The sequence below is a fragment of the Mesorhizobium sp. M0018 genome, assembly GCF_040323955.1.
Lineage (GTDB): Bacteria > Pseudomonadota > Alphaproteobacteria > Rhizobiales > Rhizobiaceae > Mesorhizobium.
Genome location: NZ_JAMYVL010000021.1, coordinates 42,463 through 60,127, shown reverse-complemented (window position 1 = coordinate 60,127; position 17,665 = coordinate 42,463). Strand labels below are relative to the sequence as shown.

Genomic DNA, 17,665 nt, shown 5'->3' with positions numbered 1-17,665 from the left:
GGCCGAAGCTCCTCACGCTGCGGAGGCGCGCAGCCTGCAGACCGAAGGGGCAGCGATGCTGCCGGCATATCGGCGCGTCATTGCCGCGCAGAAGTCGGCGAATTCCTCCGGCACCAGCGGCGGACTGCTGTGGTGCGGCATCATTCCGCGGTGTTCCGGCGTGAAGCAGAAAGTAACCGTCACGTCGAAGTCGGCCAAAGCCTCCATCTGCCGGTCGAACCAGTCAAGTGCGTTCGGCCTGAAGCTGTCGGCCCAGGAAAGCCCGGTACGCAGATTGGTGACGCCGAGGCGTTTCATCCAGGCAACGGCGTCGTCCAGCCGGTGATCTTCGAAATGGAACCACTGCACCAGTCCCATTGCCGGCGTGTGGTGAAGGAACTCCTCGAGCGCGGGCTTTGGCGTGCCGTCCTGGCGGAGCAGGCCCATGTAGAAATGGCGGTAGTAAGACGAGCCTTCCGCCTCGCGATGGCGTGTCGTCGCTTCCCACTCGCGCGGCAGGTCGTAGAGGCTGTACCATTGGATGCGCGGCGCGTTGCCGATCAGCAATTCCGCGGTCCGGCGCAGGCCCCAGACCTGTACCTCCTCGGCGCCGAAGGTCGATACGCCGACCTCGCTGACCCATACCGGAAGATCGGTGACAGCCGAAATCTCGCCGATCTTCTGCGGCCATTCGTGGATCTGCCAGAGGTTCCAGTCGAGCGGAAAGCCGTGCACGGCGACTGCGTCGACATGATCGAGCACGCCGAATTCCTTCATCCGTGTCATGAAGCCGGCATCGATCGGCGAGATGCCGCCAAGGACTTTGGTCAAGGCCGGATTCTCCAACGCGATCGCGTCGGCGGCCAGGATTGCCGTAGCGGCGAAGCGGCTCCAGTCGGGGTCGAGCTCGGGATCCCAGTGGGATTTGTTGTTGGGCTCGTTCCAGATCATCGCGGCTTCAATCATTTGTCGGTCCTTTCGACGGGTAGACGGCGCCGCCGCCGGCCGGCACGTCGCCGGTGCGGCAGAAATAGACCTCCTGCTCCGGTTGCAGCACGATCTCGAAGCCGGCGCTGCGCAGCATGGCTTCGGTGCAGGCGCGATTGGGAATCCACCAGTTGGTCGGGTCGTCGGCGTAACGATGCTCGATGAAATGTAGCTTTGGGAACTCCGGCCGGTCGAACAGGTCGTGGGTCCAGAAATGATAATTCTGCTCGAGCGCCGGCACGTTGGTGCTGCCGCGCTGCATCGACTGGAAGATCATCAGGTCCCGGGCGACGTGCTCCCGGATCAGATCGAGTGCGAGCAAGGGATGGCGCAAATGGTAGAGCACGCCCATGAACAGCACGATGTCGAACCGCTCATGCAGGGCGCCAACGTCGTAGACCGAGAGCTGCCGGAATTCGATGTCGCAGTCTGCTACCTCGGCGGCAAAGCGCGCCTGCGCCAGGTAAGCCTCATCGAAATCGATGCCAAGCACGCGGCCGGCGCCGCGGCGTTTCATCTCGATCGAATAGAAACCCGCATTGCAGCCTATGTCGAGCACCGCCTTGCCGGAAAGATCGGCGGGAATGGCGTCGGCGAATTTGCGCCATTTGATCAGCGGATAGTTGCCAAGGAAATGGTCGGGAGCGGTTTCGATGCCGGCCAGTTCCATATTGTGGAACCATGGGCCGAGCGCATCGATACGGCGGCGGATTTCGGCATCGGAATGCAGCATGGCTAGCCTCTTTCGCCTGCGAGGACAGGGACGTGCTGGTGGCTGGGCAGCGTAATGTCGACTTGATCGTCCCTGGTACCGGCGGCGCTTTCAAGCAGGCGAAGTGCGGTGCGGTAGCCGTTGAAGGTGCCGACGTCGACATAGGCGGTGCCAGCCTTGATGCCGCAGGCATCGCCTCCGGCGGCGAGATAGGCATTGACCAGCGTGCCGATATATTCGTCGCACCGGTCCCGTTCCCGCCACAGCGCGGCGAGCTGGTGAAGGGTGCGGCCGGGCATCTTGAACGCACCCCAGATCCAGTTCGATTGGGCATTCTGCTGCTTGACCTGGATTTGCTTCACCCGGCTGTCCTGGTCGACAACAACGGCGTCGAAGAACTCCGGCTGGTCCACCGGAAACAGCAGGAAGGACAGGCCGTCGTCCGGGAGGGCCAGGAAGCCGTCTTCGGGAAACCAGATCGTATCAGGCAACCCGACCAGAACGGTCTCATCGGCTGTGACGAGCGGTGCGGCACGGAAGATGGCGTCGCAAAGGCCGACCGGAGAGGGCTGCACCACAAACAGCGCAGTCGCGTCGGCATAGCCGGCAGAATAATATTCGAGGATATCCGACTTACCCGAGCCGATGACGAAGCAGATCTTGTCGGCCCCCGCGCGCACCATGCGGCGCACCAGGTATTCGCTGACCGCGCAAGGCCGTTCGGTGTTGCCGTCGATGCGGCTGCCGACCGGCAGAAGCTCCTTCGAAAAGCCGAGCGGCTGGATGCGGCTTCCCCGTCCGGCTGCGGGCACGATGCCCAACATCAAACTGCCTCCTTCAACGGCTCGCCATGCGTGGAGCCGTGCAGTGCATCGGACAGGATGCGGTCGAATTCCTTCGCGCGCCGTGCCGAGGTGTGTTCCTCCAGCACCCGCTCGCGCGCTCGACGGCGGATGGCGTCAAGCTCGGCGTCGGACAGGTCGAGCGCGGCGACCACGTCGTCGGTGCTGTTCGCCACGACGATCTCTTCGCCGGGCCGGAAAAAGGCCTCCAGTCCCGGCCATGTGTCGCTCACCATCGCGGCACCGCAAGCGGCGGCTTCGAACAGCCGGCCAGATGGGCACCAGCCCCTTTCTGCCATCGCCTCGCGGGTCACATTCAGAGTCAGCCGTGATGATGAAAAGAAGGCGGGGTGGTCGGCGGGCGGCAGGTGACGGACGAAGAAAATATTGTCGCTCCACGGGAATTCCTGCGGATATTGTGCGCCGCCAATGATGAAGCGGCGCTCCGGCAGGCGCGCAGCCGGACTGACCAGCAGCCTCTCGACCCCGGCCTGGCGGTCTGCCGCATAGGTCCCGAGATAGGAAAGGTCGCCGGCAAACTCCGGCCTGGGCGGAGCCGGCCGGTGTCGCTCTGGATCGACATGGCCGTAGAGCGGCATGACGTGGCGCGCACCCAGCATCGACCTCAATGCGTCGATCGCGGTTCCTCCCGTGTAGCTCAGCACGAGATCGAAATCGCGAAGCCCTTCCGGCCCGAAATAGGCCGGAGGCTCACCTTGTTCGATCCGCGCCAGCGTCACCGGCGTGTCCAGATCGTAGAACACCTTCAGTCCGCGGCAGGCCTGGTGGGCAAGGCGCGACGCGCTCACGGCATCGGGGCAATAGGAGGTGACGATGACGACATCGGCCTCACTCATCGCCTGCTCGGCAACGCTCTGGATGTCCTGCCAGTCCGGATAAAGGACAATGCTGCCGCCATCCAACTGATCGAGGTCGCGCGTCCCGGCATAATAGGGAGTGTTGCGTTCGAAGAAGGTGATGGACCAGCCCAGCCCGGCCATCGCCCGGATCAATCCGCGCCACAGTGTGGCGTGCCCATTGCCCCACGACGATGTCACGGTAAGACCGAAAATAGCCATACGCATCCGGCAATTCCTCGTCAGGCAGCTTCGTTGAGTCTGATCAGCTTCGACCCCCAGTCCCCCCAAACAACCGTGGTGATCGAGGCTGGGTCGATATCGAAGCGAAAGCAGTTCCCCAGCGACAGGCCGAGCACCTTGCACACGGCGGCCTTGATGACGTCGGCATGGCTGACCAGTGCGACGCCCTGGTTCTGGTAGGTGCCGCGGACCTGCTCGATCAATGAGACGACGCGTTGCTGCACGTCCAGCATGGTCTCGCCGCTCGGTGTTCTCGCCTGCTGACGCTGGTCGTTCCACACCCGCCAGTCGGCATCCTGGTTCAGCTCCTCGAAGGTCTTTCCCGACCAGGTGCCGAAGTCGATCTCATCGATCTCCTCGCGGATCGCGATTTCACCGGCATTGCAGGCGAGCGCGATCGGATTGGCAGTCTCCTGCGTGCGTTCGCGCGGGCTGCAGAAGATTGCCGCTATCGCCTCACGTGCCATGCGGTCTGCCAGATGCGAGGCCTGTGCCTTGCCGGCTTCGCCGAGGCAAACGCCGGCCATCCTTCCGGCAAGATAACAGCCGACATTGTCGTGCGCGGCGTGGCGCACCAGAAAGAACGTCGTCGTCATTCCGCGGCATCGAGCATCGGCTCGTCCTTGCCGGCGATAAAAGAGAGCGTGCGCTGGCGCGCTTCCGCGTCGGTGAACTGCTCGGGCGGCGATTTCATGAAATAGCTGCAGGGACCGGTCAGCGCGCCCGCGATACCGCGGTCGAGCGCCAGCTTGGCGCAACGCACCGCATCGATGACGACGCCGGCCGAATTGGGCGAATCCCACACTTCCAGCTTGAGCTCGGCATTGAGCGGTACGCCGCCGAAGGTCGTGCCTTCGACCCGGATATAGGCCCACTTGCGGTCGGTCAGCCACGGGACATGGTCGCTCGGCCCGACGTGAATGTTGCCGGGCTCCAGGGGAACGTCGATCTGGCTGGTGACGGATTGCGTCTTTGAGATCTTCTTCGATTCCAGCCGCTCGCGCTCCAGCATGTTGAGGAAGTCGGTGTTGCCGCCGAAATTGAGCTGGTAGGTGCGATCGATGCGCACGCCGCGCTCGCGGAACAGGTTGGCGAGCAGCCGGTGGACGATCGTCGCACCGACCTGGCTCTTGATGTCGTCGCCGATCAGCGGCAGGCCGTGCTGCTCGAAGCGCCGGCGCCACTCCGGCCGCGAGGCGATGAAGACGGGTATACAGTTGACCAAGGCACAGCCCGCCTCGAGCGCGCACTCGGCATAAAAGCGCGTTGCCTCCTCCGAACCGACAGGCAGATATGACACCAGGATTTCGGCGCCGCTTTCGGCGAGGATCTTGCTGATGTTGGCGACGGGTTCGTCGGCCTCCACGATCTCGTCACGCAGATATTTGCCGATGCCATCCAGCGTCGGTCCGCGTTCGACGCGGGCGCCGGTAGGCGCTACATTGGCAAAGCGGAAAGTATTGTTCGGCGCGCTGTAGATCGCGTCGGCCACATCGCGTCCGACCTTGCCCTTGGCGACGTCGAAAGCGCAGACCACTTCGATGTCCTTGACATGGTAGCCGCCAAGATCGGCATGCATCAGCCCGGGTATGGGCTCATTGCTTCTTGCGTCGCGGTAATAGGTGATGCCCTGAACAAGGGAGGAGGCGCAGTTGCCGACGCCGACTATTCCGATCCGAACTTTCTTCGATCCCACGAAACCGCTGCCTATGCTGTTGAAGGTAAGTTCTTCGTGCCAAACCGCCTGCCTCGCTGATTGTTCCTTGCCGGCTGCAAAAATCGTGCAACCGATGGTGGATCAAAGTAGCGCTCGCCGAGTTGTGCAGTGAGGCCAACCGGGACGGGACAATGATCGTCTATGGCGACCACAAGCGAATTGAGAGCGCGCGACATGTTCGCAGCTCGGCCTGCGAAGCGGCCGGGCACATTGCGGACATGCCCAGCGGGATCGAACGCCACGCAGCCCTGGTCGGCCTGTTCATCAAGACCTCGGAATTGGTCCAGGGCCTTGCCGATGCTGAATTCGAGGCCAACGGCATGGACAGGAATTCCCGACAGCGGATCGCGGGCGCAAATCTCCTGGTCGGCTTGGCCCGGGACGTGGGCAGATCGTGGAGGGCCGGATTCGCCGTCGACGGCCCGATCGATGCCGACGTGCCGCGAATGCTGGCCGAACTCGATTGCGACGGCGAAATCCTCATCGGCACGGCCGAGGGCTACGCCCATTACGCGCTCTATCCGGAAAGCTATTTGGTCGCCGCGCGGCAGTCGGGTCTCGATGCGAACACATGCGTAATCGGCATCCGCAGCATCGGCCTGGGGCTTGCAGCGATGGTGGCTGCAGCCATCGGCGCACAGGCACCCGTCGGTGTCCGTCCGATCGGTCATCCGTTTCGCAGGCGGCTTGCCGCCGATCCAGAACTGATCGGCGGCTGGAGGACAAGGCCATCGGCCCATTTCGCTGTCGTCGATGAGGGCCCGGGCCTGTCCGGCAGCTCGTTTCACGCCGTCGTCGCATGGCTGCAAGCGCTGGATATCGATGCCGGGCGCATCCATCTGTTCCCCAGCCATTCGGGTGGGCCGGGTCCCGAGGCATCGGCGGACATCCGTGAGGCATGGACGGTTTGCCAAAAACACACCGCGGATTTCGAACGGACTTTCCCCGCGGGATCCGCTCTGCCGGCGCTGCGGGATTGGGTGGCCAGGACGATCGGCCGCACAGCGGTCAGCCTGATGGAAATATCCGCCGGAGAGTGGCGTCGCTTGCATTATGGCTCGCAGGATCATTGGCCACCCGTCCACCGCGGCTTAGAGCGGCGAAAGTTTCTTGCTTCTGCGGGCCGGGAAAAATGGTCGGTCAAATTCGTCGGCCTCGGTGAAATCGGAATGCACAAGGCCGAGACTGCCAGGAGGCTGCATGACGCAGGCTTTGGCCCGGAAATTGCCGGGCTGTGCCATGGCTTTCTCGTCGAACGCTGGAGCGACGGTGCAACGCTGGAGCGGGCAAGGCATTCGAAACAAAAAATGGTCGCTCATCTGGCGCGCTATCTCGCCTGGCGCGCAGCCAATCTGCCCGCCTCCGGGCCGGGTGCCTCGCTGGAGGCGCTTGCCGACATGGCCGTGCGGAATACCAGCGAGGCGCTGGGCGAAAGCCGCGCGGCGGAGCTGCGGAACTGGTTCTCGAAACAGGCTTCACCAAAGACCATGCAGCGGGTCGAAATCGACGGGCGGCTTCATCCGTGGGAGTTCATCCTTTCGCGCGGCGGAACGCTGATCAAGACGGACGCCCTCGACCATTGCCGATCGCACGATCTGATCGGCTGCCAGGACATCGCCTGGGACATTGCCGGCGCCCGTGTCGAGTACAGCCTCTCCGACGCGGCGACTGCGGCACTGTGCAAAGCTGTCGAGGCGACTACGTCTCGTCCCGTCGATGCCAAACTGGTCCACTACTACGAGCCCTGCTATCTCGCCTTCCAGCTTGGCTTGTGGAGCATGGCTGAGCGATCGGGCGATGATCGGGAACAGATCCGGCTGGCGGCCGCGGCAAGACGTTACGCTGCCGCGCTGCTTCGTTTCCTGGAAAGCCAAGGCGACCTGCGGCCCTTCGAGCCCGATCAATCCAGCCGCCGCAGCATATCCGCTTCCTTTTCGAGGATGGCGGCTACCTCCTCGCGCTGAAGATGCGTCATCATCAGGCTCACACAACATTCCAGATAGGTGATAGAGGCGCGCCGCAGGAAGGCAGCCGTCTCCTTTGCGGCCATTTGTTCGATGTCTTTGGCGGATCGCTTCGGATGCACAGTCGTCTCCATGCCGGTACCTTGGCAGAACCAGAAGCTGGACGGGTTGTTCCCGCGACGAGAAAAAGTGACCAAATCCGAAACGACCGCGCGATCATACAGCGGCCAGACGCTCCTCGCCTCAGGCCGGCAGGTTTTGCAGCCGGCCTGATGCAGAACGCACGGTGGCGGCAATTCGACGTCTTCTGTCGATCATCTGCGCCGTCTCAAGCTCGGCAAAATAGCCGATCGTGTGCATCAAACCCTGCCTGAGCGGCACTTTTGGCGACCAGCCGAGAAGCTTTCTCGCGCGGGAAATGTCGGGTTGCCGACGACGAGGATCGTCTTGCGGCAGCGGCAGGAATTTCAGGCCCGATTTGGTTGCGGTCATGCCTCTCACCAGGCTCGCCAGTTGCAGGATGGTGAACTCCCCCGGATTGCCCAGATTAACCGGCTGGCGTGGATTGGGATCGACCTCCATCAGCCGGATCAAGCCGTCGACCAGATCGGAAACGTAGCAGAACGACCTGGTCTGCAGCCCGTCGCCGAATATCGTCAGCGGCCGTCTCTCGAGTGCCTGCATGATCAGATTGGAAACGATCCGTCCGTCCGCAGGGTCCATCCTGGGACCATAGGTGTTGAAGATGCGCGCGACACGGATATCGGCCTTTCCCATTCTCAAATAATCGAAGCATAAGGTTTCGGCGGTGCGCTTGCCTTCGTCATAGCAGGCGCGGGGCCCGATGCAGTTCACGTGGCCGACATAGTCTTCCTTCTGCGGATGCTGTTCGGGATCGCCGTAAATTTCGCTGGTGGACGCCTGCAGGAACCGGGCGCCATTGCGGGCGGCGAGCTCCAGCAGATTGAGCGTTCCGATGACGCAAGTCCGCGTCGTATGGACCGGGTCGGCCTGGTAACGCGGCGGCGAGGCCGCGCACGCCATGTTGAAGATGCGGTCAACCGGTTCGCCAAGCTCCAACGGTCGGCAAATGTCTTGCTTGATCAGCCGAAAATCCGGACGATCGGCGATCGATGCTATGTTCTCCATGCGGCCGGTAAGGAAATTGTCGACGCAGATCACGCGCCAGCCGGCCTGGAACATTGTCTCGCAAAGATGCGAACCGAGGAAACCTGCGCCGCCGGCGACAAGCACGGTCTTGGTCCGTTGCGCCTTTCTTGATAGCTGCATCTCTATCTTCTCCCGTCTGCGGGTCATGCTGCGCTCTCGACGTCCAGATCGAGAACAGAACCTGGCGATTTGGCCTGCGCCAGCAGCGAAACGAATTCGCGGGCTCTTGCGATGCTTGTGTGAGCTGCGAGGATGAGCACGCGCGCCTGCCTGGCCATGGCAAGCCGGGCGCCGTCGGATTCCCCGGACAGGATACCGACTACGTCCTCGGTCCTGCGAGCCGTGTGGATCGTCCGCTCTGGAAACAGGCTGTCCAGTCCGGCCCAGCTATCGCTGATGATCGCCGTGCCGCAGGCGGCTGCCTCGAAGAGGCGCACGCTGGGCGACCATCCGGCCGCGATCATGGAACTGCGCGTGACGTTCAACGTGTAGCGTTGGCGGCTGTAAAAGGCGGCGTGATCTGCCGGCGGCAGGTGTTCGATGCGATCCACATTGTCCGGCCAGGCGATTTCGCGCGGATATTGCGAGCCTGTCACGACGAAGCGGCGCTCTGGCATGCGACGCGCCGGTTCGAACAGCAGGGCCTCCAGCGTCGCCTGGCGGTCGGGGCTGTAGGTGCCGAGATAGCCGAGATCCCAGCGGATTGGATCACCGGTTCCGTGATGCCGTTCCGGGTCGACGGAGCAGTAGAGCGGCTCGGCCCGCCTCGCGCCGAATTCCGCCGTTAGACGGGCAAGCGTCGGCCCGCCGGTGAAGGAGAAGTAGACGTCGAAATACGGGACCTGCCGCCTGGCAATGTACTCGCAATCATCGGTCGAAAGCTTTGCCAGCGTGATCGGAGTGTCGATGTCGTAGAAGCAGAACTGACCCGTGCACAACGATGCCACGACGTCGATGATTTCAGGGCCTTCGGGAACGAAGGAGCCGACGACCACGATATCGGCATCGCGCAGGCAGCGCGCAAAATTGCGGCGAAGATCATCGATCGTTTCATAGTAGCGCAAGGTGCAGAAATCGGGATCGCGCAGATCCCGGTGACTTGCGTACCACGGCACGTCGCGTTCGAGAAAAGTGACGCGGTGGCCGAGTTCGTGGAGACCTTTAAGCAGCCCCCGAAAGGTGGTGGCATGGCCGTTTCCCCAGGATGAGGAGAGCGACAGGCCAAGAAAGACGATGTCGAGCGGCTTCGTCATTCGGCCGCCTCCACGGTCGGACGCTCGAAATGGCGCCTGAAGATGGCGTCGGCCAAAACGGCCCGTGTCGTATAGGTATGTTCGCCAAGTACCCGCCGAAGCGCCGATGCCCCGATCGCCTTGGCCCGTTCGGCACTAAGGCTTTGCATGATCTCGGCGACGTCCTCGCCATCGCGCGCGACCAGGATTTCCTCGCCGGGTTTCAGGAACAGGTCGACGCCGAGCCAGGCGTCGGTGATGAGGCATGCGCCGGCGCCCGCCGCCTCAAAAACGCGCGTCGCAGGTGAAAAGCCATTGGCCGCCATGCTGTCGCGGCTGATGTTCAGCACCGCCTTGGCCGTGACGTTCAATGCATTGTGGTCGCGCGTGCCGACATGGCCGAGCCATCGGACATTGGCGGGCATCTGCTTGTCGCCCCAGCCCGATCCGCCGAGCAGGAAGCGCTGATCGGCGGAGCGGCCGGCCGGGTCGAGGAAGAAGGCCTCGACGCGCGCCTCGCGGTCCGGCAGCCGGTTGCCGAGAAAGGCGAGATCGCAGGCAAAGCGCATGTCCTTGCCGACCGGATGATGCGTTTCCGGATCGAGCGCGTTGTAGATCGGCACGCATTCGGCCGCCCCCATTGCCCGATAGGCCCAGACCACCGGGTCGCCGCCGCCATAGGTCAGCACGAGGTCGATTTCCTGCAGCGCGCGATGCAGCGGATGGTCGGGCTCGTCGCGCAACTGGCCAAGCGTCGCCGGCGCATCGACATCCCAGAATACGGTGAGCGCATCGGCACGGGCGTGATCGAGCACCGCCCGCAACAGTGCGTCGTCGGCGAAACCGACGCCGCTCGCCTTGACGACGATATCTGCCTCCGCCGCTCGCGCCGCCACCTGCATCATGGCATGCGGAGTGGCCTCGTAGACGACGACGGCACACCAGTCCGGCGCCTCGATGTCGCGGTTCTTCTGGCGATCGTAGACATCGGGCTCATAGAAGGTGATGTCGTAGCCGAGCCTGGCCAAGGCCTTGAGCAGCCCGCGGTAATAGGTGGCCGCGCCGTTCCAGTAGGACGACAGCAGGCTTGACCCGTAAAATGCGATCTTCATTCGGCGGCCTCCTTTGCAAGGATCGTGTCGGCGGCTTGGCGGCGCCCGCATTCGGCGAGCACGCCGAACAATTGATCCGCCCGGTGCCGGCATGTGTGCCGCAAGCGGATGGTCTCGAGGCCCGATGTCGCCAGAGAAGCGGCGAGGTCCGCGTCGTGCAGCACGGCGCGAAGATGACGCCGCATCTCGGAACCGTTGTTTGCAAACAGAAAATCTACGCCGGGCCTGAACAGGCATTCGACATCGGACCACGGCGCCGAAACGAGCGGGATGCCGCAGGCGAGCGCCTCGAACATGCGGATGGTCGGGATGCCGGGCAGGCTTTCGCGGTATGGACGCCGCGGGATGTGAACCGTGATGCGGTTCGCCGCGAACGCCTTCGGCACGTCGGCATTGGCGATCCAGCCTTCGCAGCGCAGGCCGGCGGCCGCAAGGTCGGCGAGCGCCTCCCGCGGATAGCGAACGCCGTGGACGGTTCCGCTCAGGCCGAGTTCACGCACCGGGCCGACCAGGAACTCCCTGATTTCGGCACTGCGCTCGTCGTCGCCCCAATTGCCGATCCAGATAAGGTCGGAACTACGCTCGATTTCAGGATGCGGCTGGAACAGGTGGTCATCGGCTGCCTCGTGCCAGGTGAAGACCCGCTTGCCCCATCCGGCGCGAAGATAGCTTTCCCGCAGCGCCTCGCCGAAGGCGAGCACGCCGTCGTAATGTTCAAGCCGCAAGGCGGAAATCGCTTGCGTGGCCGAGATAGCGCGATGGTGCGTGTCGTGGAACAGCAGCGTGAAACGGCCGCCAGTTGCTTTCGCCCTGCCCAGCCGCGCAACAAGGTCCGGCTCGGTCCACTCATGCACGATCACCACATCGGCGTCGGAGATCCAGGCTTCGTGGTCGAAAGCGGCATCGTAGGTCACCGGCATCAACTCGGGGAAGTCCTTCCGGAATCGCTCGATTGCGAAGGACCCTTTCTCGGCCAGCAGGTTCGACCGGCTCCAGCCGTCGGCGGGCTCCAGCGCGATAGCCTGGTGCCCGCGCGCGACCAGCTCACGCATGATGCCGCGCAGGAAATGTGCGTTGCCGTGGTTCCAGTCGGAAACGATCGAATGGGTGTAGAATAAAAATCGCATAATCAATTATCCGCCATGGTGGCCAGGGCCGCCTTGTCGTAGACGCCGCGCATGGCGGTCGCCTGTCTTGCCAATGAAAATCTGCGGCTTCGGCGAGCGGCTGCTTCACCGAGCTCTCGCCGGCGCTGCGCGTCGCTGCAAAGGCTGTTGACGCATCTGGCGAGATCGCCCGGATCGCGCGCGTCGAAGAACATGGCCGCCCCGTCCCACAATTCGCGATAGGTCGAGATATCCGCGAGCACCAAAGGCGTCTTCGACATCGCGGCTTCCAGCGTGGCCAGGCCGAACGGTTCGTAGAGCGACGGCGATACGAAAATGCCTGCCCGCGCCATCAGCGAGCGCACTTCCTCATGTGGCACCGGTCCGACGGGAACGGCGTGACTGAAGCCAACATGCTGGCCGTCCGGGCCTTGCAAGGAGCCGGCGACGAAGACCGGCCATTGCGTCAGGGAGGCGGCCTGGTCCAGCACCGCCGCATTCTTTCCTTCGTCCCACCAGCGCGCGGCGGCGAAAACCACCGATTCCCGTCTTTCGCTCTTCGCGCCGGGCCGCGCCCCGTTGCCGACGACGCTCAGGCGGGCGATCGGCCCGTAGCAGGTTTCGAGCATGTCGGCATGGCTGCGGCTGGGTGCAACGACAATGCCTGTTTTGTCGAAACCGCGCCGGTTGCGGTCCTTCTGCCAGGCCCATTCGCCGTCCGCCGCCTGTCCCTTGACGGCGTGGAACCATGTCACCACGCAGGAATGCGACACCGTCACGATCGGGCAGGGCACATCGAGCCCCGCGGCCTGCGTCGGCGCGTTGAGATGGACGATTTCGACGGCGTAGTCACGTATGAGCGGGTGCAGCTCCCGCTGCAATGTATCGAGGTCGTGCTCGTTGCGGGTCATCCAGTCGGGCGGCGTGTTGAGCCAGGTCAGCGCCGCGAATGACTGGGCCTCCTCCGCCTGCTGCCTGGACGGTTCCGGACCAAGCCCGGCAAGCACGACGCTGTCGCCGCCGGCGACCAATTGCCTGGCCAGATCGAGCGCATAGCGCCAGACGCCACCGACGGCATCGACCGTCATCAGTATGCGACGCGGCGGGCTCAGCGTCCGCAACATGTGGCCTCCAATTCAGCCAGCGGACGCGGACGCTTCTCCTGGATGTCGCTGAACGTTCGGAAGGATGCGAGGTAATGTTCATGCGCGCGCTCCCAGGCGAGATCGTCCGGCTCGCCCCAAAGTTCGCGGTAGCTCGGCGAACTCGGATAAGGATAGAGCGGCACCGGTTCGTTGGCCCAAACGCCGTTGTCGATCAGGTGCTTCCGCCAATAATCGACGAGCGCGGGATCGTCCTCGACCACGCCGATCAGATTGGCCTGCACGAACGGCACGTGGCGCCTTGCGTCGACCAGCAGCGCGGCCAGCTCCTCGGTGCCCAAACGGCAGCGTTTTGCCAGCATGGCGCGGCCTTCCACAGTCAGGCTTTCGAGGCCCGCCTCGATCGAGACGCAGCCGGCGGCACCGAGCAGCTTCAGCAATTCCGGCTTCCAGAGGTCAATACGGGTCTGCACGCCGAACTTCACATCGCGATCGACCAGCGCCTCCAGCAATGCCTTTTGCGGCAGGAAGATCTCGTCGATGAAGTAGATGTAGCCGACACCCTGTGCGATCAGCCGGTCGATCTCGGCGATCACTGCTTCGTGGTTCCGGCGGCGGTAGGCATCGCGGAAATCGATCTTGGCGCAGAAGCTGCAATTATACGGGCAGCCGCGCGACGCCTCGACCTCCGCGCCAAAGCCGACCTGGTTGTCGTCGAAGCGATGATGGTGGTGCGAATGCGCGGCAATCCAGTCCGACGGCCATTCGAGCGGCGGGTGATCGATGAACGAGCTCGCATGCACGCCGCCGTTCGAGACCAGTTCTCCATCCTCGAAATAGGCCGTGGACGGCACCGCGCTCCAGTCGTCGCGCCGGGCAAGTTCCGCGACCACTTCCTCGCATTCGCCGCGCACGACGATGTCGACGCCTAGCTTGCGCAAAGTCGGCGTCGGCGTCGCCGAGCCATGCGGCCCGACGGCGACGGTGCGACCGCCGCACCCGGCAAGATGATTGAGGAAATCGGCCGGCACCCGCAACTCGGGCGGTGCGCAGCGCCAGAACAGGTAGGTCGGCGCGGTGCTGACGACGGTCATGTCAGGCTCGAATGCGGCGACGCGATCGGCGAGCGCGGCGTTGTCGAGCTTCTGGATCTGCCCGTCCAGCATCAGCACCTCGTGGCCGGCGGCGTCGAGCAGCGCTTTCGAATAGCCGAGTTCGAGCGGCAGATGCGGCTGGCGGCAGCCGAAATAGATGCTGTCCTGGTACGTCCAGGACGGATTGACCAGAGCGACCCTCATGCCACGTACCTCGCCGGTTCGGGATGCGGGTCGAGGCGATGACGCTGCAGCCAGTCGGCGAGGTCGCGGATGCCGTTTTGCCACGGGACGTGCGCTTTCCATCCCAGCGCCGCCTCGATCGCGCGTGTGTCGGCGACGAAGAACGGTTGGTCGCCGGTGCGTTCGCGGTCGTAACGGATCGGAACGTCCCGTTTCGTTATGTCGCGAATCTCGTTCAGCAGCGTGCGCAGGCTGACGGCGTTTTGTGGTCCGCCGCCGAGATTGAATGCTTGGCCGCTGATTTCCTCGATCCGGTCGAGCACGGCGCGATAGGCCGCGACCGCGTCGGCAACGTGGAGGATGTCGCGCACCTGCTTGCCGTCGCCATAGATGGTGATCGGCCGGTCCGAGAAGGCGCTAAGCAGGAAGTGGGCGACCCAGCCCTGATCCTCCGTCCCGAACTGGCGCGGTCCATAGATGCAGCTCATGCGCAGCACCGCCGTCGGCAGGTCGTATGACTTGGCGTAGTCGAGGACATACTGGTCCGCCGCGCCCTTGGAGCAGCCATAGGGCGTGCAGAAATCGAGGCCGCGCGTCTCGTCGATGCCGTGCGCATGGATGGCCGCGTCGCGAGGCGCGTATCTGCCGTCCTCTTCGCGCATGGCGAGATCGGCAAGGCGGCCATAGACCTTGTTGGTGCTGGCGAAAACGACGGGGGTGCGCTTGCCGCTGCGGCGAGCGGCTTCCAGGACGTTGAACGTCCCGCGCAGGTTGACGTCGAAATCCTCGTCCGGTCGAACCAGGCTCGTGGTGACGGCGGTCTGCGCTGCAAAGTGGAAAACCGCCTTTGAACGCGCCACCAGCGGCGCGAGCGCCTCGGCGTCGCGGATATCGGCGATTTCGATGGTCAGGCGGCTGCCGTGCTTTTGCGTCAGCCATTCCAGGTTCTGCTCGACGCCGGGACGGCTCAGGTTGTCGATGACCAGCACCAGTTCGCCATCCGACAACAGGCTGTCGGCGAGGTTGGAGCCGATGAAGCCGCTGCCGCCGATAATGGCGATGGGCATTTCGCGAAAATCGGGTGACTCCGGTCTCATGATACCAGCCCTCGCGCTTCGAGTTCCCGCTTCATCTCGGCGCTGCGATCGATGGCGACCGTGTTGCGCACCCAGGCGACGAAATCGCCGAGCGAATGCTCCAGCCGGTACTGCGGCTGGAAGCCGAGCAGTTCGCGCGCCTTGGAGATGTCGGCAAAGCAATTGCGGATATCGCCGGAGCGTGCCTTGCCGAGGATTTCCGGCTGGCGGCCAGGCACGCCCATCGCTTCGGCGAGCAGCCGGGCGACATCGCTGACCGCGTAGGCTCGCCCGCTGCCGATGTTGATGACGTGGCCGCGTGCCTGCGGCTGTTCCAGCGCCAGCCGGAAGGCGCGGGCGACGTCGCGTACATGCACGAAATCGCGCTGCTGTTCGCCGTCCTCGAAGATCAGCGGCCGCTGGCCGTTGGCGATGCGCGAGGCGAAGTTCGCGAGGACGCCGGTATACGGGTTCGAGAGCGCCTGTCCGGCGCCGAAGACATTGAACAGGCGCAGCGCCACCGCATCGACCCCATAGGCTTCGCCGAAGATCAGTACGGCGCGTTCCTGGGCGTATTTCGTCAGCGCGTAAATTGAGGCGAGATCGACCGGTTTCTGTTCGTCGGTCGGCAGCGGCGACAGGACTTCACCTTCCGGGGACAGGGGATTCCATTGGCCGCTGCGGATATCGTCCGGCTGCCGTCTTGCATTGTCGATGCGCCGGCCGTCCGGCGTCGCATAGAGACCCTCGCCATAGACGCTCATCGACGAAGCAACGACGATCCGTTCGATCGGGCGTTTGATCAGCGCTTCCAGCAACGTGGCGGTGCCGAGGTCGTTGGCGCCGACATAGCGGGCGATCTCGTACATGGACTGGCCGACGCCCACTTCAGCCGCCAGGTGAATGATCGCGTCGACATCGTCGACCGCCTCTGAGATGGCGTCGCGATCGCGAACGTCGCCTTTGATCAGCTTGGCGCCTGGCGGCAGGCTGATTGCCTCGCCACCATGCACCTGGTCCAGCAGCGCATCGAGAATTGAAACCCCATAGCCATGTTCAACGAGTTCCTGGGCGACGTGGCGGCCGATAAAACCGCAGCCTCCCGTGACCAGTATACGTTTCACGACAACTCCTCATACGAATGGCTTTGCCGCCCCAAACTTCCGGGCGAAAGGTTTGTTCCCTTGCTTCAACAAAGTTCCCGGAACGCTGCGCTCCGAAAGCGACCCCGCCTCGGGCTGGGCACGGGAACATCGAAGCGCGCTTGGTGTTAGGAGCCATAATCAACCAACCGCGCGCACATGCCGGGCAGCAATGCATCTGCTGGTTGTGTGAGGGCAGACCGGAGCAACGCGTGAGATCTCGCGGCCTGCGGTGGAATCGAAGGGAGATTGCGATGTCTGAATCCAGGACGACCACCGATCACGACGAAATCCGCCGTTGGGCCGAGGACCGCGACGGGCGACCGGCGGTGGTGCGCACCAAGGGCGAGGGAGGCATACTGCGCATCGACTTCGGCGAGCCTGAAGAGACGTTCGAGCCTGTCGAATGGGACGAGTTCTTCAGGATCTTCGATGAGAACGAACTGGCCTTCCTCTACCAGGATGAGACCAGCGGCGGAAAGACCAGCCGCTTCAACAAATTCGTCGAACGCAGCCGGAAGTAGGATCGCGGCAAACAGCGGCCACGGTCAGTGCAGCAGGTTTGGCCCGCGTGCCCTGACGATGTTTCGCATGATGCCGTTGAGCCAGTCCTCCGTGGAGGAGCCGGATCGTCTCTTGTCGATTTCGCCGATGGCCTGTTCGAGCGTTCGCTCGACCAGCCGGTCGGAGGCCTCCACATCTCCCAGCAGCAGGCGCGCCGCGAGCCTGAGCTTGGGCAGCAGCGAAAATACGTCGTCCGAGGGCTCCGACGATCGGCCTCCTTTCGATGCCGACGTCTCGGCTGGGAAGAGAGCATCGAAGACAGCCTGGCCGTTCGAGGATTTTCGGAGGCTGCTGGCATAGCGAAGGCGCTCAGGAATAACGATGTCTTCGTCGCCGCTGAAAAACACGAACGGCACGCCACGGCGCATCAACTCGTCGGCGATCGGGAATACCCGTCGTCCGTTGAGATTGACGTCCAGGATCGCGGCCTCCGCCTCGTCCGTATGTTTTGATGCCTGTTCGACCGTCGCCACCGGGCCAAGCACCACGGCGCCCATCTTGCTGAAGTAACGTGCAAGATCGCCCGCCAGCATCCATTCGTCCTCGACGATCAGGATATGCAAGCCTTGCAGGTCGCGCACC

18 protein-coding genes are annotated in these 17,665 nt (G+C 63.6%); 2 read left to right on the top strand and 16 right to left on the bottom strand.

Features of this window, described 5'->3' with window-relative positions; all coding sequences use genetic code 11:
- Nucleotides 1-12 precede the first annotated feature (12 nt).
- Genes NKJ81_RS24930 through NKJ81_RS24905 form a run of 6 tightly spaced genes read right to left on the bottom strand, consistent with a single transcriptional unit; the run spans nucleotide 13 to nucleotide 5,316 of the window.
- On the bottom strand, nucleotides 13-945 hold the full coding sequence (locus NKJ81_RS24930; RefSeq protein ID WP_352542039.1) for a glycoside hydrolase 5 family protein: 933 nt from the start codon (nucleotides 943-945) through the stop codon (nucleotides 13-15).
- Nucleotides 938-1,699, bottom strand: coding sequence for a TIGR04290 family methyltransferase (locus tag NKJ81_RS24925; protein ID WP_352472873.1), 762 nt, complete (start codon nucleotides 1,697-1,699; stop codon nucleotides 938-940). The genes NKJ81_RS24930 and NKJ81_RS24925 overlap by 8 nt, the downstream gene beginning before the upstream one ends.
- Nucleotides 1,700-1,701: 2 nt before the next feature.
- Entirely contained in the window at nucleotides 1,702-2,502 is an 801-nt protein-coding gene (locus tag NKJ81_RS24920; protein ID WP_352472874.1) for a nucleotidyltransferase family protein, read from the bottom strand.
- Entirely contained in the window at nucleotides 2,502-3,605 is a 1,104-nt protein-coding gene (locus tag NKJ81_RS24915) for a CgeB family protein (protein ID WP_352472875.1), read from the bottom strand. Before NKJ81_RS24915 ends, NKJ81_RS24920 begins: the two co-directional genes overlap by 1 nt.
- A 14-nt stretch (nucleotides 3,606-3,619) precedes the next feature.
- Nucleotides 3,620-4,216, bottom strand: coding sequence for a histidine phosphatase family protein (locus tag NKJ81_RS24910; RefSeq protein WP_352472876.1), 597 nt, complete (start codon nucleotides 4,214-4,216; stop codon nucleotides 3,620-3,622).
- Nucleotides 4,213-5,316, bottom strand: coding sequence for an inositol-3-phosphate synthase (locus NKJ81_RS24905; RefSeq protein ID WP_352472877.1), 1,104 nt, complete (start codon nucleotides 5,314-5,316; stop codon nucleotides 4,213-4,215). Before NKJ81_RS24905 ends, NKJ81_RS24910 begins: the two co-directional genes overlap by 4 nt.
- 239 nt (nucleotides 5,317-5,555) lie before the next feature.
- Between NKJ81_RS24905 and NKJ81_RS24900 the strand changes: the two genes are divergently transcribed.
- Entirely contained in the window at nucleotides 5,556-7,301 is a 1,746-nt protein-coding gene (locus NKJ81_RS24900) for a hypothetical protein (protein WP_352472878.1), read from the top strand.
- Here NKJ81_RS24900 and NKJ81_RS24895 read toward each other — a convergent pair.
- The 9 genes from NKJ81_RS24895 to NKJ81_RS24855 all read right to left on the bottom strand — a co-directional run bounded on the left by NKJ81_RS24895 (nucleotide 7,238) and on the right by NKJ81_RS24855 (nucleotide 16,501).
- Entirely contained in the window at nucleotides 7,238-7,435 is a 198-nt protein-coding gene (locus tag NKJ81_RS24895; protein ID WP_352542038.1) for a hypothetical protein, read from the bottom strand. The genes NKJ81_RS24900 and NKJ81_RS24895 overlap by 64 nt on opposite strands.
- Before the next feature lie 109 nt (nucleotides 7,436-7,544).
- Nucleotides 7,545-8,591, bottom strand: coding sequence for a UDP-glucuronic acid decarboxylase family protein (locus tag NKJ81_RS24890; RefSeq protein ID WP_352472879.1), 1,047 nt, complete (start codon nucleotides 8,589-8,591; stop codon nucleotides 7,545-7,547).
- 23 nt (nucleotides 8,592-8,614) lie between these two features.
- Nucleotides 8,615-9,724, bottom strand: coding sequence for a CgeB family protein (locus NKJ81_RS24885; RefSeq protein ID WP_352542037.1), 1,110 nt, complete (start codon nucleotides 9,722-9,724; stop codon nucleotides 8,615-8,617).
- The gene (locus tag NKJ81_RS24880) at nucleotides 9,721-10,815 is read right to left on the bottom strand and encodes a CgeB family protein (protein ID WP_254818801.1); all 1,095 of its coding nucleotides are present in this window, start codon (nucleotides 10,813-10,815) and stop codon (nucleotides 9,721-9,723) included. Before NKJ81_RS24880 ends, NKJ81_RS24885 begins: the two co-directional genes overlap by 4 nt.
- Nucleotides 10,812-11,942: a CgeB family protein gene (locus NKJ81_RS24875; protein WP_352472881.1), complete on the bottom strand. Its 1,131-nt coding sequence runs from the start codon at nucleotides 11,940-11,942 to the stop codon at nucleotides 10,812-10,814. The genes NKJ81_RS24880 and NKJ81_RS24875 overlap by 4 nt, the downstream gene beginning before the upstream one ends.
- Before the next feature lie 2 nt (nucleotides 11,943-11,944).
- Nucleotides 11,945-13,045: a glycosyltransferase family 4 protein gene (locus NKJ81_RS24870; RefSeq protein ID WP_352472882.1), complete on the bottom strand. Its 1,101-nt coding sequence runs from the start codon at nucleotides 13,043-13,045 to the stop codon at nucleotides 11,945-11,947.
- Nucleotides 13,030-14,322: a TIGR04295 family B12-binding domain-containing radical SAM protein gene (locus NKJ81_RS24865; RefSeq protein WP_352472883.1), complete on the bottom strand. Its 1,293-nt coding sequence runs from the start codon at nucleotides 14,320-14,322 to the stop codon at nucleotides 13,030-13,032. The genes NKJ81_RS24870 and NKJ81_RS24865 overlap by 16 nt, the downstream gene beginning before the upstream one ends.
- Nucleotides 14,319-15,398, bottom strand: coding sequence for an NAD-dependent epimerase/dehydratase family protein (locus tag NKJ81_RS24860; RefSeq protein WP_352472884.1), 1,080 nt, complete (start codon nucleotides 15,396-15,398; stop codon nucleotides 14,319-14,321). The genes NKJ81_RS24865 and NKJ81_RS24860 overlap by 4 nt, the downstream gene beginning before the upstream one ends.
- Nucleotides 15,395-16,501, bottom strand: coding sequence for an NAD-dependent epimerase/dehydratase family protein (locus tag NKJ81_RS24855; RefSeq protein ID WP_352472885.1), 1,107 nt, complete (start codon nucleotides 16,499-16,501; stop codon nucleotides 15,395-15,397). Before NKJ81_RS24855 ends, NKJ81_RS24860 begins: the two co-directional genes overlap by 4 nt.
- Before the next feature lie 272 nt (nucleotides 16,502-16,773).
- On the opposite strand from NKJ81_RS24855, the gene NKJ81_RS24850 reads away from it, so the two are divergent.
- The gene (locus NKJ81_RS24850; RefSeq protein WP_352472886.1) at nucleotides 16,774-17,043 is read left to right on the top strand and encodes a hypothetical protein; all 270 of its coding nucleotides are present in this window, start codon (nucleotides 16,774-16,776) and stop codon (nucleotides 17,041-17,043) included.
- Between the two features lie 24 nt (nucleotides 17,044-17,067).
- Here NKJ81_RS24850 and NKJ81_RS24845 read toward each other — a convergent pair whose 3' ends face one another.
- The gene (locus NKJ81_RS24845) at nucleotides 17,068-17,664 is read right to left on the bottom strand and encodes a response regulator (RefSeq protein WP_352472887.1); all 597 of its coding nucleotides are present in this window, start codon (nucleotides 17,662-17,664) and stop codon (nucleotides 17,068-17,070) included.
- Nucleotide 17,665: the final 1 nt, after the last annotated feature.

What these genes read in the sequence shown, in the direction of transcription:
- NKJ81_RS24880 (WP_254818801.1), bottom strand. Translation starts at nt 10,815, where the DNA reads ATGAAGATCGCATTTTACGGGTCAAGCCTGCTGTCGTCCTACTGGAAC.
- NKJ81_RS24860 (WP_352472884.1), bottom strand. Translation starts at nt 15,398, where the DNA reads ATGAGACCGGAGTCACCCGATTTTCGCGAAATGCCCATCGCCATTATC.
- NKJ81_RS24850 (WP_352472886.1), top strand. Translation starts at nt 16,774, where the DNA reads ATGTCTGAATCCAGGACGACCACCGATCACGACGAAATCCGCCGTTGG.
- NKJ81_RS24895 (WP_352542038.1), bottom strand. Translation starts at nt 7,435, where the DNA reads ATGGAGACGACTGTGCATCCGAAGCGATCCGCCAAAGACATCGAACAA.
- NKJ81_RS24920 (WP_352472874.1), bottom strand. Translation starts at nt 2,502, where the DNA reads ATGTTGGGCATCGTGCCCGCAGCCGGACGGGGAAGCCGCATCCAGCCG.
- NKJ81_RS24865 (WP_352472883.1), bottom strand. Translation starts at nt 14,322, where the DNA reads ATGAGGGTCGCTCTGGTCAATCCGTCCTGGACGTACCAGGACAGCATC.
- NKJ81_RS24875 (WP_352472881.1), bottom strand. Translation starts at nt 11,942, where the DNA reads ATGCGATTTTTATTCTACACCCATTCGATCGTTTCCGACTGGAACCAC.
- NKJ81_RS24870 (WP_352472882.1), bottom strand. Translation starts at nt 13,045, where the DNA reads ATGTTGCGGACGCTGAGCCCGCCGCGTCGCATACTGATGACGGTCGAT.
- NKJ81_RS24900 (WP_352472878.1), top strand. Translation starts at nt 5,556, where the DNA reads ATGCCCAGCGGGATCGAACGCCACGCAGCCCTGGTCGGCCTGTTCATC.
- NKJ81_RS24885 (WP_352542037.1), bottom strand. Translation starts at nt 9,724, where the DNA reads ATGACGAAGCCGCTCGACATCGTCTTTCTTGGCCTGTCGCTCTCCTCA.
- NKJ81_RS24910 (WP_352472876.1), bottom strand. Translation starts at nt 4,216, where the DNA reads ATGACGACGACGTTCTTTCTGGTGCGCCACGCCGCGCACGACAATGTC.
- NKJ81_RS24930 (WP_352542039.1), bottom strand. Translation starts at nt 945, where the DNA reads ATGATTGAAGCCGCGATGATCTGGAACGAGCCCAACAACAAATCCCAC.
- NKJ81_RS24915 (WP_352472875.1), bottom strand. Translation starts at nt 3,605, where the DNA reads ATGCGTATGGCTATTTTCGGTCTTACCGTGACATCGTCGTGGGGCAAT.
- NKJ81_RS24890 (WP_352472879.1), bottom strand. Translation starts at nt 8,591, where the DNA reads ATGCAGCTATCAAGAAAGGCGCAACGGACCAAGACCGTGCTTGTCGCC.
- NKJ81_RS24925 (WP_352472873.1), bottom strand. Translation starts at nt 1,699, where the DNA reads ATGCTGCATTCCGATGCCGAAATCCGCCGCCGTATCGATGCGCTCGGC.